Here is a 16,195-nt window from a genome sequence, read left to right on the forward strand (position 1 = left end):
TTATTGTTCGCTCTACCGTTCTTCGCACATGCGCAGCACGAGCGCGATACCGGCGAAAGCCGTCAACACGACTGCGAGCACGGCAGGGGCCACGACTCCGGCGCCGGTGGCCGACAGACCATCACGGAGCTTCAGGCCGTTCATTGCGTTTCGCAACGCGGCTGCGGCCTGGTCGATGTCGGACTGCGAGGCGTTCGGATCGCGTGCCATGGCCTTGGCGTGGTTCAGGGCGTCCTGGAAGGCCTCCCATGAGTCGGGGGTGTAGTCCGACTGCTTGTGGTTTCCTATCTGGGAGGCGGCCTGATTAATCAAATCGTTCAGACCGGCCAGCCCGCCGGAAGCGTTGGAACCATCGGAACCGTTACCGTTCGCGCTGTTGGAACCAGAATCGACTGGCTTCAGGGAGTTCAATGCGTCCTGCAGAGAGGCTACTGCCTGATCCACATCCGCCTTCGAAGCATCCGGATCCTTGGAAACGTTCTTCGCATGGTCGAGCGCATCCTGCAACGGCTTGAACGTATCAGGCGTGTAGCCCGACTTGTCCTTGCCCTTCGCCTTGTCGATCAACGCGTTGAGCGCGGACTTGTCCACCTTCCACTTGGCCTTGAGCACCATATCGGCCATCACCGGAACATCGAAACCATAGTCACGGCCCTGAGCGTCCAGCCAGCCGGCAAGTACATAGCCCTCGCGGCTCACAGCACCGGCGGCAGGCCGGGTCGCCTTGCTGCCCTGGTCGACAATCTGAGCCGGGGGTTGACCAACGCCGCCGGCAGGATCGAACGTCACCTGCCAGGTCTTGACCCAACGCGCGTACACGGTGACGTCCGCTGTGGGCGCGGCACCGAAATCGAGCTTCGAGCCGCCCGAAGCGGCCGTGTACCACGCGTCGAACCGGTAGCCGTCCCGAATCGGATCCCTCGGCTCGGTGGCCTTCGCGCCGTCGGCCACATCCTGCGAGGCCACCGACGAACCACCTTGCGAATCGAAGACGACACGATGGTGCGCATCCGCCCACATGGCCTTCAGGGCCACATCGGCGGTCACCGGCCGGGCGAAATCAAACGTCTCGCCTGTGCTTGCAACGACCCAGCCCTTGAACGTGCTCAGCTCCTGATGATGATCCAAAGGCGCCGTACCCGGCCGGCCAGGATCTGTCGCCAGCGACCCCGCGTCCGGCGTCTGCGCCGGCAGGGTCACGCTGCCGCCGTTCGGATCGAACGTCACGTTCCACGTCTTGACATAGTGCGCATACAGGGTGAAATCGCCCGTTGGAGCCACGGAGAAGTCGTATGCCCCCGCGCCACGCAGCCGAATCAGAATAATCGACGAAGGCGCGATCGTGTACCAGTCGTCGAACCGGTAACCAGTCTTCACCGGAACCGCGAGCGAGGAGGCAGAAAGCAAAGTACCGTCGTCAACCCACGCCACACCCGTCGGCTGGTCATTGCCCAGATCAAGCGTGATCTTGTGCCGCGCGTCACCCCACTTCGCCTTCAGCGCCAGGTCTGTGGTCACCGGCTTGGAGAAGTCGTAGGCGGTGTCGGAGCCATCGGCGAACCAGCCAAGGAACTTCGACGATTCATTATGCGAATCCAGTGGGGCGGTCGCGGGCGTGCCCGGATCGGTGGCCGAGGTGCCGGTGTCCGGCGTCTGCTCAGGCACCGCACTGCCGCCATTCGCATTGAACGTCACCGTATACTGCCGCACCCAGTGGGCGTGCGCCGTCACGTCGCCATGCAGCCTCTGGGTAAAGTCGAACGGCGTTCCACCCGTCTCGGACGTATACCAGCCGAGGAAGCGGTGGTTCGCACGGGTCGGGGCGGTGGGCGCCGCACCCGGCGTGGCACCGTCGTTGACCAAGCGGCGCGCGACGTTCGAACCGCCATGGGAATCGAACCTGACCTCACGATGCGCATCGTCCCACTTGGCCTTCAACGCAACATCGCCGGTCACCGCTGTCGAGAAGTCATAGGCGGTGTCCGAACCATCGGCGAACCAACCAAGGAACCTCGACGGCTCATTGTGATTGTCGGTCGGAGGCGTGGCGGGCGCGCCGGGATCGGTGGCCGTGCCGCCGCTGTCGATCTCCTGCTTGGCAACATCGTCGCCGCCGTTCGCGTCGAACGTCACATCCCACGTGCCGGTCCAGTGGGCGTACGCCGTCACGTCACCGTGCAGCGTTTGGGTGAAGTCGAACGGCGAGCCGCCCGTGGGCGCATCGAACCAGCCGAGGAAACGGTGCTTCGCCCACACCGGATCCGCAGGCGCCGCACCCGGCGTGCCGCCATCATCCTTCAACCGGTGCCCGATGCTCGGGCCGCCTTGGGTGTCGAACCTGACCTCACGGTGCAGATCGTCCCAACGCGCCGTCAACGTCACATCGGCAGTCACCGAAGAGGCGGAGAAGTCATACGCTTCGGTCGCTTCAGGAGCGAACCAGCCAAGGAACCGTGCCCGCTCGCCATGCGAATCCGTCTTGGTGGGATCCGCCGGACTCGAGACAGGCAGACCCGCATCCACCGTCTTTTTGGCGACATCACTGCCACCAGCCGAATCGAACGTCACCACATACGTCTTCACCCAATGCGCATACACCGTGATGTCATCGTCGATAGCCGTGCCGGCGAAGTTGAACGCCGAGCCGCCCGTCGCTTCCGTGTACCAGTCATCGAACCGGTAGCCCTCGCGCGTCGGGTTCTCGCCCGCCGCAGGACGATTCACCTTACCATGATCGGCGACCTTGGCCTCGGCCGGTGCATTCCTGCCGCCGTTCGCGTCGAACGTCACCTTATGGCTCGAATCCGCCCACTTTGCCGTCAACGTCACAGCCTCCGTCACCGGCGCCTCAAAGTCGAACGACTCAGACTCCCCGTCCTTGTACCAGCCGCGGAACACCGAAGGCTGGCCGTAACGGTCGTCCGGCGCCTTCGAAGGCGCAACACGCTCATCCTCCGGCACTGTGCCGTTGTCATCGACCTTCACCACCACAGGGCCCGACAGGCCGCCGTTGTTCGGCTCCATCGTCACTTCCCAGAACTTCACCCACTTCGCATAAATTGTCTTGTCCTCGTTGATGGCGGTTCCGCCGAAATCAAACTTCGTACCGTAATTGCCGTCGGTATACCAACCGTCGAACCGATAACCAGCCGGAGGAGCCGGATCTTGAGAAGGCTTCGTCACATGCCCGCCATCAGCCACCTGCTGGTCCGCCGTCGACACGTTACCAGTACCAGCCATGGCACCCGAACCCAAATCGAAATGAACGGTAAAGGGCATGTTCGTGGTGGACACGCCAGAATTGTCAGCACCCTCGATGCCATGCGTACCGGCCTTGTCCTTCACCGTGACTGTCACCTCGCCGCTGCTGGTCATAGCCGCAGGAGCTGCAACACTAAACGTGCCATCGGAGCCCGAGACCAATGGCGCGCCGCCATCGCCGGTAGTGGTCGTCGTATTGTCGGGCCACTTGACGCTGATGGCGTCACCGACCTCAAACGTGCGATTAGGCTGCGCAATTTCATCCGCGCTGGTCTGCACCGTACCGCTCAGTACACGGTCAAGATCGACCTTCAGATCCTTAACTCCAGGAGCTACCGTGTCAATTGTGGCGGTATACGGCGCAGAATCATCGGCATCCTCATTGGAGACCCGGGTAATCTTGGCGGTGTACTTCACATCACCGCCCGCGCCAACCGTGTCCTTCGGCAAGGGAACCACCGCGTTCCACGATGCCGCCCCGGCCGCCAGCGTCACCGGCACGCTCTGCTGCCCATCGTCATCGGACACCGTCAACTTATCGCCCGCGGCAATAGTGCCCGCGATCGTGCCACTCAGATGCACACCATCAGCCTTCACCGTATGCGAGGCGATGGTCGGCTGCGGCTTGGTACTCCACTTCGCATACAAAGTCGTTACACCATCAGGTAGGGGGTATGGAATGGTCGCGGTACTGCCATCCGCATTCTTGAGAGGAAGGTCCTGCCCATTCCCATCAGCCGCAGTATTCCAATTCAACAAACGCGAACCGGCTTTGGTTGCATTTTTGCAAATTGGCGTGGTCGGTACGGCGTCGTTGTACCCATTGACAGCGCATGAGCTGATGTCGCTTCCGCTTCCGTTACCGTTGTATGAGAGCGTTTTGTAAATCCAAGTAGGTTCGTTTGTATTGACATTTTTAACCTCTGAGCCACGCACCATATGCTCACGGTCTGCAGCCACGTACGCAGGAATATCAAACGGCGGATGATAATACGCGTTCCAGTACGACAAATCGAAAACCGACTCTTCGATATAATTAGTGTAACCGCCTTCAATAAGGTGGGAGCTTTCAAAATTTACCAGCTTCCCGACACGTATTCGCGCTAATTTAGGGCAATTCTTGAACATCTTAACATTCAGGTAGCAGCCTCCTTGGTTATAATAGCGAGTACTCGCCGGACACTGATATATCTGGCTCCCTGTCAACCACGTGAGACCTCGCATATCCCAACTACTGATGTCGATTTCACGTAAACTTGTGCAATCAAGGAACATGGAATGCATGTTCGTGACCTTACTGGTATCCCACTGCTCAGTGCCGTTCACATTGGTCAAGGCAGTGAGACCATGGAACATGTACGCCATGAGAGTGGTTTTGGATGTGTCAAGATGGCCGACTTCGGCGGTTCTAAGATTCGGCGTGATGGACACATCGAACAGACCCCATCCGTTGGTGAGTTTGACTGAACCGTTCTCACCGGGGGCATCTATCTCAAGTTTGGTGACTGTTGCATCTTTCCACGGGATGGGGTTGCTGTTGATATAGTCACCGGGAACTCCGTCATCACCTCCCTCTGATCCGGAGGAACTCCCACTGGAGCCGGGAGGGACGCCAGCCGCACTCCCTGCGTTGAGTCCAGTTTCGGGGATTGTGCCATGCTCCAGCTCAAGCACGCAATCCTGCCCATCGTCGCTCAGGTGGATGTTCCAGTGCAGCGGATCGGTCGTGCCCCAGATCTGATTGGACTTCTGCGTGCACGGTACCGCGTCCTGCGCTCCGACGGACGGCTTTGTCTGCGTAATCGCACCATTGCGATTATCGGGAATCGGGCTCGACGCGGGCTGGGCGGTCAAGCCAGACAAACCATTGGCAGCCTGCGTTTTTGCATCAGGGACAGCAGTGCCCACGTCAGACTTGGAAACCGGTGAGGATGCGGTTTCAGGAGCCTTGGGCTGCTGCGGAACATTGGAAGAATTTGTAGATGGTGAAAGGGAGGAAGCATCCGTTTTATTGCTGGAGATCGTACCTGTCGGAGCAGCATCATTGCTGCCTGCGGTACCTTTTGTCGATTGCGATTGCGCATTTACAGTATCATTGTTTAATGAAACGGCATTCGCCGCGGGAGGGGCGAGACCCACAAGCATCACCGGGGCTAAAACAACACCAATCAGACTCTTCACCGACAGCATGATTCAATTCTCCTACTGCTTTAAGGCGTACTCTCACCAGCTCGAAAAAACACTTGGAACAACATGCATCAACACAAACAGGCCCGCCACATCATAAACACACGCACCCGCCGGATGCATCACAACAAAATACAATAATAAGTTAGCAAATGTGATTGACATAACAGATAACAACCAACCGTTTGTACAAAATCACATTCCGGCCACAGGCAAACGACACCGCGATCGTTTGATGGCATACGACAAGCAGCGAATCGAATCATCCGCTAGAAAATGAACAAACCCCAGAATGCGAAAAACAGCAGAACACTGAACATCGCTGCCGCGACCAGCCAGAAGAAAACGCGACCGAACCGTTTCGAGGCGAACACCGGCTCACGGCCACTGACCACGTCACTGATAGCCCCTTTACGCGGCGGGAACTGCGCCAGTCCGCGCACCTGTGCGACTTCGATGCAACGGGCTAGAATCCGCGCCCACGCCCAGACAACCAAGGTCGAAACCACCTGGATGACCGGCCAGCTCCAATGCATCATGCCCGGGTTTTCCGTAGGCGCCCCGCCCCAGCCGAGCTTCACGACGGCCATGATGACCTGCCCCAGACCCGCGGCGAAGAGCACGAAGGTGGCCATCGTGGTGAGCGTTACCGCCAATAGCTCACTGCCGAAGCCACGCATGAAACCGAACACCTTGTTATGGTGGCGGCGAATCAAACGGAATGCCTTGATGCCGCAGCCAATCAACGCAACAAGCAACGCAACGGCAAGTAAAATCACCATGCCGACATTGACGATGGTTCCGTAGATGGTGAGATTGCGGTCCGCCTTGAGCTCCAGCGGCACCGCGATGGACTGGCGTATGGTGGTGCCGGCGACGAGCTCGCTGGTCTGTTTGAGACCCGAAGTCGTGCCCACGGCCCAGGAAATGACGTCATTGATGTAATCGTCGGCGAACGGCGTGCCGGTGTCCGCCTCGTCGCCAAGTCGCAAAACGTGGTTCGCCACGGAATAGCTGCGTACCGTCACGTTCTGGTTGCCGGCACGGTGGGCGGAATTGAGAATATGCTCGAGCCCTTCAACCTGCGCGGTCAGGACGTCCTTGGAACCATAGACCACCATGGTCGGTACCGCGTAGGCTTGCGGCAAATCCATCGGAAAATCAAGGTTGTGGAGTCCCATCATGTCGGTATCGGCGTGGAAAAGCCTGCGGACGATGGACTGGTAGCCGTTGTTCGCCCCGACCAGCGAGAAGTCCTGACCGACGAAGAATCCCAGAGACTGTCGCGGCCCGTAGACCATCGGGCTCAACAGGAGTTGGAAGGCGATGCGCTTGTCATACTTAATGACGTATGGGGAAATCCATGTGCTTTCGGAAGTCGCGTAAAGTCCGACCTTGTCCGGATCAACGTTGCGTTGCGTGCGCAGATATTGGACGACCTGGTCGTAGGCTTTTGCGCTTCCTGGATAGTCGCGGGTCAGATCATTGGTCGACCAGACAGGCTTGTCGAGCACGGCGGTGACAAACCCCGCTGATGAAAGGTCTTCTGCGGCGTCGCCGAAACTGTTTTCCGCGGTCCCGTAGCCCGCGCCGTGCATGAAAACGACTCCCGGGTGCTTTGCACTCACGCCTGCCAGGTCCTTCGGGGCTCGAATCAGCACATTAATATGTTGCACCTCGCCGGTGGAAGGGCGCTTGATATCCAGCGTAACTGTACGCGAAGAAACCTTGAAGGTATCACGTTGAGCCAAGGGCACACCTTGCGGATTGTCAAACGTGACGGCGGTGTTCGGCGAAAGCGTCGATACCGACTGGCCCGTCGGCTCCCTTTTCCACGGCACGCTGGTGAGGTTGGAGACGGTGACCAGAATGCCCAATAACACGATGAAAATAGGAATGGTCACCAAAAGACGACGGCCAAGACCCCACGAAGTATTGGAAGAATTCGCGGAAGCCTTGGCTTGAGCTTGAGGGGACAGTTCGCTTGACACAGTGCTCATGATAAACGACCCGCGGCACAGCGTACGCTTCTGGTGGAAGCGTTACTCACCGGTCTTCTGGTCGTCGCTTTTTGGGGCGCCGAAATCGGGGAACGAGATATCGGGGATGTCGACATCAGGAGTGCTGAGCGGCGAAGCGGCATTGGCATTGCTGGTCGCATTCGTATTCACATCGGTATTGCCCGCATTGCCCTGAACCGGGGTGTTGAAGGTCGGCATTTCAGGGGTAAAGGCCGCTGTTTCCGCATCGCTGGAAGCACTTTGCGTGGTATTCGCCATATTTGCCAAAGCAGCCAACGAAGAGTTGGCATCGGCGCCGTCCGTATTGCCTTGCGAGGGAGTCGTTGCATTGGTCGTGCCGCTGGATGTTCCGACGCCATCAGGCAAATTCGGGATTACCGGCGCAGCTGGAGCAGGGGTATCGGAAACCGCGGTATTGAAATCAAACGTCGAGGAAGACGTGGCAGCTGAATCACCAGTGGTTGTTGGCGTGGTGCTCGTCTGGAACGCATCGAAGGCAGTCGATGAGGCAGCTGTTTGCAACGGCTGCGTCGGCTCGGTGGGCTGGTAGGCAGGAGCAGCCGTCTGGGCGGACGGAACCGTCGGATCGGCGAACGGAGCCGTGGTATTGCTGTTAATCAAGGGGCTCACAGGAGCATTGTTTATTCCAGAAACAGGCTGCGACTGCGGAACTGCCGGAACGGCCATAGGTGCAGCGACGGGCACACCAGCCGGCTGCGCGGCCGCAGCCGCAACGGCGTTCTTTTCGTTGTAATCGGTGATACGCGCGTACGATTCGACGCGGCTCAGAAGCTGTACACAAGCATCAAGGTAATAATCGACCTGACGCTCGTCATAGCCACGGCTGCCCTTGCGCTGGGTGAAGATGACATTGGCGACGGTACTCGAATTAAGATCGGCGAGATCCTTGGCCTCGTCGCTGCTCATCGACCTGACGCCCAAATCGTCGGCCGACTTGGTGATGATCTGGTCAATCAGTCGATCAACCTGCTTGACATCGTAGGAAGGATGCTTCCTCTCCCCACGGATGAAGCGGTCGCTGTGGCTACGCTTGGCGTGGGCGCTAATCATGCTGTAAAGCTGCTGGGTACGAGCCTGCCAGGCGACACTTCCATTGCCGGCAATCTGACGGGCCGTCTCCTTATCGACTACGGCGTGCTCGAGACGAGCCAACGCAGCGTCGACCTCGGCTATGACGTAGCCACCCTTGGTGAAAGTGAACGCAGCGCTCTGAATGTCCTGCTGGGTAAGTTCTCCATCGTTCCTGTCATACATCTCATGGGCGCGCTCCAGGAAATCGTTCACCTGATCAACGTCATATCCCCACTTACGCTTCCCCGCATATTCTATTCCTGTCGAGCTTTGGTTGTTCTCCGACTCTTCAGCCATCAGTTCTGCCTCCTGAGGTGGTCTATGCATCTGTGCCAGTATACGTGGCCGTTACGACGCAATACGATTGCCTTCACCTAAATATCGCAAACGTTCTATAACACACCTTAATACTACTTGACGAAATAGGGCAGCACGACTTTCAAGACAAATTATAAAAAAACGTCTCAAACAATCCCGATGCATCACATTTGTTGCATTTGCTAGGCATTTGCTATCTCTTACGTTGTATTAGATTCAGCCATGAAAAAATGCCTGCTACATCGCGAAAATACCGTAAAGCCTTACGGCAATGCTTTCTTATTTTACTTTTGAGAACGTTTCTTCAACCGTTGGATAACAATCATGTTCGCTATCCTCGACACCCCGCTGGGCAACGGTTGCGGTAAGCTAGACGAGGTCTTCGGGCAATTAGCTCAGTTGGTTAGAGCGCCACCTTTACACGGTGGATGTCAGGGGTTCGAATCCCTTATTGCCCACCTTCTCAATCCCTTGCTTTTAACGGATTATCAATTCTTGCGATAGCTGTTTGTCCATAAATAGAACAGACCAGGCGCGTTCCGGCTTCTTTCTGGCATAATAATTTTGTGCAGCAATGAGGCAAAATCCCCCTGACTGCGCAATCCGTAGAATCCATTCCTTTAATAAGGACGACGAAGCGGAAGCAACCTACCGAATTTCCGGCAGGTCATGAGTATTAACGAGTATTAAGGAGTTCGAAATGGCTGAACCATTTAAAGCCGACACATCCAACCCTGCAGTCGTGCAGAGTTCGTCGGACGTGTTCAATGCACCCATCGCACAAGCGGACCCCGAAATCTCGTCGCTGATTCAGGACGAACTCAAGCGTCAGCAGAACGGCCTTGAGATGATCGCTTCCGAAAACTTCGTGCCCCGCGCCGTTCTGGACGCGCAGGGTTCCGTCTTGACCAACAAATACGCGGAAGGCTACCCCGGACGCCGCTACTACGGCGGCTGCGAATTCGTCGATGGCATCGAGACGCTCGCACGCAACCGCGCCAAAGAGCTCTTTGGCGCCGAGTTCGCCAACGTGCAGCCTCATTCCGGAGCTCAGGCCAACGCCGCGGTCTATCAGGCGCTCATCAAGCCGGGCGACACCGTGCTGGGCCTGGCGCTCGACCATGGCGGCCACCTGACCCACGGCACCAAGATGAACTTCTCCGGCAAGTTCTATCACGCCGAATCCTACGGCGTGAATCCTGATACTTTCCTGATCGATCCCGAAATCGTGCGCCAGCGAGCGCTCGAAGTCCACCCGCAGCTCATCATCGGCGGCTGGAGCGCCTACCCGCGCATCGAGGACTTCAAGGCGATGAAGGAGATCGCCGATGAGGTCGGCGCGAAGTTCTGGGTCGATATGGCCCACTTCGCCGGTATGGTGGCCGCGGGCCTGCACCCGAGCCCGGTCCCCTACGCCGACGTGGTTTCTTCGACCGCGCACAAGACGCTCGGCGGGCCACGTTCCGGCTTTATCCTGGCCAAGAAAGAATACGGCAAGAAGATCAATTCCGCCGTCTTCCCGGGACAGCAGGGCGGGCCGCTGATGCACATCATCGCCGCCAAGGCCGTTGCCTTCAAGGTCGCCGGCACCGAGGCATTCAAGCACCGCATGGAGCGCACGTTGGAAGGCGCGAAAATTCTCGCCGACCGCCTCAACGCCGATGATGTCAAAGCTCAGGGCATTACCGTGCTGACCGGCGGCACCGACGTGCACCTGGTCATGGTCGACTTGCGAAACAGCGAGATGGACGGGCTGACCGGCGAAAACCTGCTGGCGCAATGCGGCATCACCGTCAACCGCAACACCGTGCCGTTCGACCCGCGTCCGGCTTCCGTAGCGTCCGGCCTGCGCATCGGTACTTCGGCGCTGGCCACCCGCGGTTTCGCCGCCCCGCAATACGAAGAGGTCGCCGACATCATCGGCACCGCCCTCGCTCAAGGCAAGGATGCGGATGTCGAGGCACTGCACGCCCGCGTCACCAAGCTGACCGAAGACTTCCCGCTTTATCCGGGTCTCTAAAGCAGTAGCTGAAACCCAATAACTAAAGTCCCCACCGGTTCATCGCCGGTGGGGACTTTAGCATAACTAGTTATAAAACCTGATTTTAGCGGCCCTTACCGAAGGCACGGAGACGAATGCCATTCCAGTCTTCGGAAATCGTCAGCGGGGTGGCTGCGTTCATGCCCGCGGTCTTGGCGGCTGACTGCACCGTATTGGAGGCAGGAGCGCCCGGTCGACCCGGCTTGGGGGTAAGAATCCAGAGCGGACCGTCTTCACCGATGACCCCATGCGCATCCATGATGGTATCGGCCAAGGCGTCCTCGTCATCGCCGTCGCGCCACCAGATGATGACGCCATCGACAGCAGAATCATAATCCTCATCGACCAGATCCTGACCGGTCAAATCCATGATTTTCTCTCGAGTGGATTCACTCACGTCGTCATCCCACAGCCATTCCTGCACGATGTCGCCTTTTTGGAAACCGAACTCTTCAGCGTTTTTTGATGCCGTTTCATTCACACTTCTAATATAGCAAAGATACGGAACAGCACGCGCAACAAGGCTATGGGGTATCCACATTGCGGGCACTATCAAACGGGGGGACGTCTTGCAATTCACAGATTTTTGATGTTGCTTTCAACCATTTGATGCCGTTATGGTGACAGCTAAAAAATGATATGAATGGATAGGTATCAAGCCGTGCAATGTGGAAGGTTGTCGGCCTTGCTTTGCCCGATGGCAACCAAAGCGCGATAAGCTTCTTCCAGCGTCGAGACCTTCACATCACGCAAGCCGTTCGGTACGTGCCCTACCACCTCGTCACAATTGGAGGCAGGAGCAAGGAAATAAGTAGCACCGTCGCGCTTGGCGGCGAGCATTTTCAGCTGGATGCCGCCGATTTTGCCGACCTGGCCCTTCTTGTCGATGGTGCCGGTGCCGGCTATCGTTTTCCCTCCGGTTTCATCTTGCGGGGTGAGCTTATTAATGACACCAAGCGCATACATCATGCCGGCAGACGGACCACCGATATCATCGACATGCATTTCGATTTTGGCGGTTTTGGCCCCCGCTATCTTGTGTTTTTGGGCAAAGGCGAGCGCCGCGGCGGTGGCGGAGTCCTGTGAACCAGTCATCTCCTTAGCGGAGGTCTTTTTATATTCCTGCGAATTCTGTCCAATCGGGAACACGGCTTCCTTGGGCATCACCTGTTGATTCGGATCAAGCCAAGCGATCAAAGTCTGGATGCCAGGCACGGGCGAACCTGGCACACCTTGCGCGTTGACGGTCAACAGGAGCAATTTGCCCCGGCTTTTGTGCGTGGTCGCGCCGGTGATGGCGATGACCTCTTTGCTGTCCGCTTTGCCCAGCACGTCCTGGGTAGGGCCGGGCGTTTCGATGACGTAGGGGCTCGGGAGCAGCAATACCAGAAAACACAGCACCGCACAGATAAGCCCCGCAAAATATCGCAGCGAATGACGTGACCAGTAGCGGGTGAAGCGATGCCAGATTCCATAATGGCCACGATCGGCAATGGCCGTCTGCCCACCTTCGGCAATGACATCGAAAACAGAATCCCCGTCGGTTTTGCTCGTGCTTTCGCTGGTTTCGGTGGCGCTACTCTCCGTTTTGGAAGCGCCGATAATGCTATTGAAATCAACATTGCCGTAAGACGAAGAATCCGCCATGCCCTTGCCGGCCGGTGATATCGGCGTTTGATCGCCCGAATACCGTTGGTCCTGATTGCTGCGTGCCATAGTCTACCAGTATGGTGCCTCGCCCAGACGCAACGCATCAACCAAACATGGCAGCAAAAGAACGAAATATCGCCGGACTCGCAGCATATTCCCGACTTTGCCGCAATCTCGTCGCCAGCGGAAGATTGCGCCGATAAGACCATAGAAGACCATAATATGGAATCAACATACGGACGCTATATTACTAGTGGGACTTCAAGATAAAGGACGATACCGATGGACGAAAACGCGATTCACCAATGGCTGATCGATTGCTTCGGTCAGGTTCAAGGCGACATGGCCTTCCAGCAGCTGAGCGCGCTGCCCGACGCGGTCAAAGACCAGCTCCTTGGCCAGGATCCTTCCAAGCTGCCCAAACCCGCTGAAGTAAAGGCACTGATGAACGCATTCACCACCAGCGGGCTCAACACGATGGGCGACATGCAGCAAAGCGCCGACCAAGGACCGGTCAACGTGAAACTGGCGACTTCCCTGGCTTTGGCCATCGCCAACGACGAGGGCAGTGAACAGACTGTCACCGCGAGCGAAGGCGAAGCCGTGCGACAGGCGATGAGCGAGGCGAACCTTTGGCTTGACACGGCCAGCAGCATCGATCCGGCCCCGGGTGAGCCACAGGTGTTCACACGCGCCGACTGGGTGAATGCGACCGTCGATTCCTGGGCGAAATTCGCCAGCCCGGTCGAGCAATCGATGAGCGACGCGCTTTCCAGCGTCGTTTCCCAACGTTTCGGCGACGCGTTTGGTAACGGCGAAATCGCAGGCGTTTTCGCCGGCCCGATTCCTGTGCCGATTCCCGACAATATGAAAGACCCTGCCAATCTCATCAAGATTCTCGGCAACACCGCTTTCTCGACGCAGCTCGGGCACGCCGCAGGCCAGCTTTCCCACGAGGTGCGCGGCAGTTTCGATCAGGGCATCGCCTTGCAGAAGAACCCCGCCGGGGCTTTGATTGCCCAAAACTCGATTGAGTATGCCAAAACGTTGGAAATCGACCAGTCTGAAGTGCTTGCGTTCCTCGCACTTGAGGAGGTGGCGCATGCCCGTCTCTTCGCGCACGTGCCGTGGCTCATGCCCCGTTTCGAGGCGTTGATTGGCAAGTATGCGCGCGGCATCAACATCGATCTGGACGCGATGGAAGAGCAATTGCGCGACGCGACTTCGATGGATCCTGATTCGATTTCCGGTGCCGTTGATCTGACCAAGGTCGGCATCGCGGACACTCCCGAGCAGAAAGAGGCGCTCGAAAGCCTCGAAACGCTGCTGGCATTGGTCGAAGGATGGGTCGATGCCGTGACATGGAAAGCTGGAGTGGCCCATATCCCGCATATCGAACAGCTGCGTGAGATGCTGCGCCGTGAGCGCGCGGTGGGCGGCCCTGCAGAACGCACCTTCGAGAGCCTGCTTGGCATGGAACTGCGCCCGAAGCGCATGCGCGAGGCGGCCGACATCTGGGAGAGGATCGGTGCCCAAGAAGGAGACCAGGCTCGCGACGAGAAGTGGTCGCACCCAGATCTGTTGCCGAAGTTGCCGGATATCGATGGCGAAAAAGCCGAAGTCGAGAAGCCGGAAACCTCCGAGTCTGACAGTAATACAAACCCTGACGCGAACATCACCACGTTCGCCGCCGACGGCAGTGACACCTCATCGTCCAAGCACAGCATCGACTGGGATGCTGAACTCGAAAAATTGCTTGACGCCCAAGGCGACGATGATGCAGACGAGAAAGATACCAATTCGTCATCGAAACCCGGTGATTCAGAGAAACCCGATGATTCAGAGAAGCCCGATGCAGGCGATAACACACCCGGCAAAACCGATGGCAATGAACCCAATGACAGCGACAAATCACAAAGCTGAAGTCACGCCTGAAATCCAACAAACGATATAACTGCAACGGAAAAGGCCGGTACCGACTTATCAAAAGTCGGTACCGGCCTTTCTTATTATTTCAGCATCATCGTCACTCCAGTATCATCGAGCATTACCAGAAACGACTCGGGGTGCGCGAAAAGGTCGAGGCTCCGTCCTTGCTGCGGGCGTAGGAAAGATGCAGCGAGTCTTCGGCACGGGTGACGGCCACATAAAAGAGGCGACGTTCCTCTTCCAAGGCGTCCCCCGGTGCTGGGGAACCGTATGGCAAGAGGCCTTCCGAACAACCGATGATGAAGACGTGTTTGAATTCCAGACCTTTCGCGGCGTGAATCGAGGAAATCATGACACCGGGCTCACGTCGGCTGGCAAGTATTTCCAAGGCTTCGCGCCGGCTTTCGTTATTGTCTTCCAGCACCGTGTCCTGCCCGCTGGCATCGCGACGGGTTCGGTACGCGATTCCCTGCGCTTTCAGGGCCTTGCAGACCACCTGCTGTTGGGCGTTGAGCCGCGTCAAAACCGCACATTCCGAGGGTTTCGCACCCTCGGTGACAAATTGGGCGATGCGTTTGGCCACGCCCTGTGCCTCTTGCTCGTCGCTTTCATACGCGGTTTTGACTACCCGCATGCCTTCGCCTTTGCTCCTTGCGGAGATCAGGCGCAAATACTGATCGCGGTCAGGCGCGGCGGCCAGCACGCGATTGGCCATCGAAACGACCTGAGGGGTGGAACGGTAATCGGTATTGAGATTGATGTCGACGCTCAACTTGCCGAACTCCCCCGCGAAATTAAGCAGGTCGTAGCTCGAAGCCCCGGCGAAGGAATAAATCGTCTGGGCCGGGTCTCCGACTACGCAAACGTTACGGTTGTCGCTTCCCAACCACAGGTCCATCAGACGGTGTTGCAGGGGCGAGACGTCCTGGTATTCGTCGACGGTGAGCCAGCCGACCGACTGCCGAATCTGCTCGGCCTGCTCGTCGAAGGCCTCGAGCACATGGCAGTCTAGCAACAGGATATCGTTGAAATCCATCTCGCCGCGCGAGGTCTTTTCCTGCTCATAGGCCGTATAGACGTCCGTGAACCGTTGCGGGTCAAGTTCGGCGGGAGGAACGCGATGGGTGGCCGCGCAGACCCGAACGTAATCCTCCGGAGCAATCAGCGAGACCTTCGCCCAGTTGATTTCAGCAAGCAGATTGCGCCTGGCAATGCCGTCGTATTCATCGGTTCCTGTGGCGCGCTTGAGCGCCCGAGCCATGATTTCCTGCGAGTCCTCGATGACATGCGGAAACGGAGCGACGCTGACGTCGTACCAAACTCGACGCAACTGGTGCAATGCGGCGGAATGGAAGGTGGCGGCGGTGACCTTATCCCCCACGCCAAGCGCCACCAGACGCTGCTTCATCTCGTCGGCCGCCTTCACCGAAAAAGTGACCGCGAGCGCAAGGCTTGGGTCCCACTCGCCTTTCGCGCATGCATAGGCGATTCGCCGCGTGACGGTTCGCGTCTTGCCCGCGCCGGCTCCCGCAATGATGCGAACCGGACCGTCAAGGGCGGTGGCGGCGGCACGCTGGGCGTCGTCAAGCCCCTCGAGCATCGTCTCGGCATCAATGGTGGTCATATTCCTCATTGTGCCAGCCACACCCGATAGTCGGCCAATCCCTTGAAAGCCCACAAACTCTAGGACATAGGG

At 57.9% G+C, this 16,195-nt stretch carries 8 protein-coding genes and 1 tRNA gene; 3 read left to right on the forward strand and 6 right to left on the reverse strand.

Annotated features, from left to right (window positions below; genetic code table 11):
* Positions 1 to 12: 12 nt before the first annotated feature.
* The 3 genes from OZX70_RS06720 to OZX70_RS06730 all read right to left on the reverse strand — a co-directional run bounded on the left by OZX70_RS06720 (position 13) and on the right by OZX70_RS06730 (position 8,858).
* Positions 13 to 5,451: an InlB B-repeat-containing protein gene (locus OZX70_RS06720; RefSeq protein ID WP_277180129.1), complete on the reverse strand. Its 5,439-nt coding sequence runs from the start codon at positions 5,449 to 5,451 to the stop codon at positions 13 to 15.
* 266 nt (positions 5,452 to 5,717) lie between these two features.
* Entirely contained in the window at positions 5,718 to 7,355 is a 1,638-nt protein-coding gene (locus tag OZX70_RS06725; RefSeq protein ID WP_277182148.1) for an alpha/beta hydrolase, read from the reverse strand.
* A 135-nt stretch (positions 7,356 to 7,490) separates the two neighbouring features.
* Positions 7,491 to 8,858, reverse strand: coding sequence for a DivIVA domain-containing protein (locus tag OZX70_RS06730; RefSeq protein ID WP_277180131.1), 1,368 nt, complete (start codon positions 8,856 to 8,858; stop codon positions 7,491 to 7,493).
* A gap of 405 nt (positions 8,859 to 9,263) precedes the next feature.
* Between OZX70_RS06730 and OZX70_RS06735 the strand changes: the two genes are divergently transcribed.
* A tRNA-Val gene (locus tag OZX70_RS06735) sits at positions 9,264 to 9,337 on the forward strand.
* Between the two features lie 242 nt (positions 9,338 to 9,579).
* Entirely contained in the window at positions 9,580 to 10,899 is a 1,320-nt protein-coding gene (gene glyA, locus OZX70_RS06740) for a serine hydroxymethyltransferase (protein ID WP_277180133.1), read from the forward strand.
* Between the two features lie 85 nt (positions 10,900 to 10,984).
* On the opposite strand, the gene OZX70_RS06745 is transcribed toward glyA, so the two are convergent.
* Both OZX70_RS06745 and OZX70_RS06750 read right to left on the reverse strand, forming a co-directional pair.
* Positions 10,985 to 11,401, reverse strand: coding sequence for a DUF3052 domain-containing protein (locus tag OZX70_RS06745; RefSeq protein WP_277180135.1), 417 nt, complete (start codon positions 11,399 to 11,401; stop codon positions 10,985 to 10,987).
* A 173-nt stretch (positions 11,402 to 11,574) separates the two neighbouring features.
* A complete protein-coding gene (locus tag OZX70_RS06750) occupies positions 11,575 to 12,636 on the reverse strand; it encodes a S16 family serine protease (RefSeq protein WP_277180137.1) in 1,062 nt (353 codons plus the stop codon).
* 216 nt (positions 12,637 to 12,852) lie between these two features.
* Here OZX70_RS06750 and OZX70_RS06755 point away from each other — a divergent pair, with 216 nt between their 5' ends.
* Positions 12,853 to 14,493, forward strand: coding sequence for a zinc-dependent metalloprotease (locus OZX70_RS06755; protein WP_277180139.1), 1,641 nt, complete (start codon positions 12,853 to 12,855; stop codon positions 14,491 to 14,493).
* Between the two features lie 124 nt (positions 14,494 to 14,617).
* On the opposite strand, the gene OZX70_RS06760 is transcribed toward OZX70_RS06755, so the two are convergent.
* Positions 14,618 to 16,123, reverse strand: a complete 1,506-nt coding sequence (locus OZX70_RS06760) for an ATP-dependent helicase (RefSeq protein ID WP_277180141.1) — start codon at positions 16,121 to 16,123, stop codon at positions 14,618 to 14,620.
* Positions 16,124 to 16,195: the final 72 nt, after the last annotated feature.

Source organism: Bifidobacterium sp. ESL0732 (genome assembly GCF_029395535.1).
Lineage (GTDB): Bacteria > Actinomycetota > Actinomycetes > Actinomycetales > Bifidobacteriaceae > Bifidobacterium.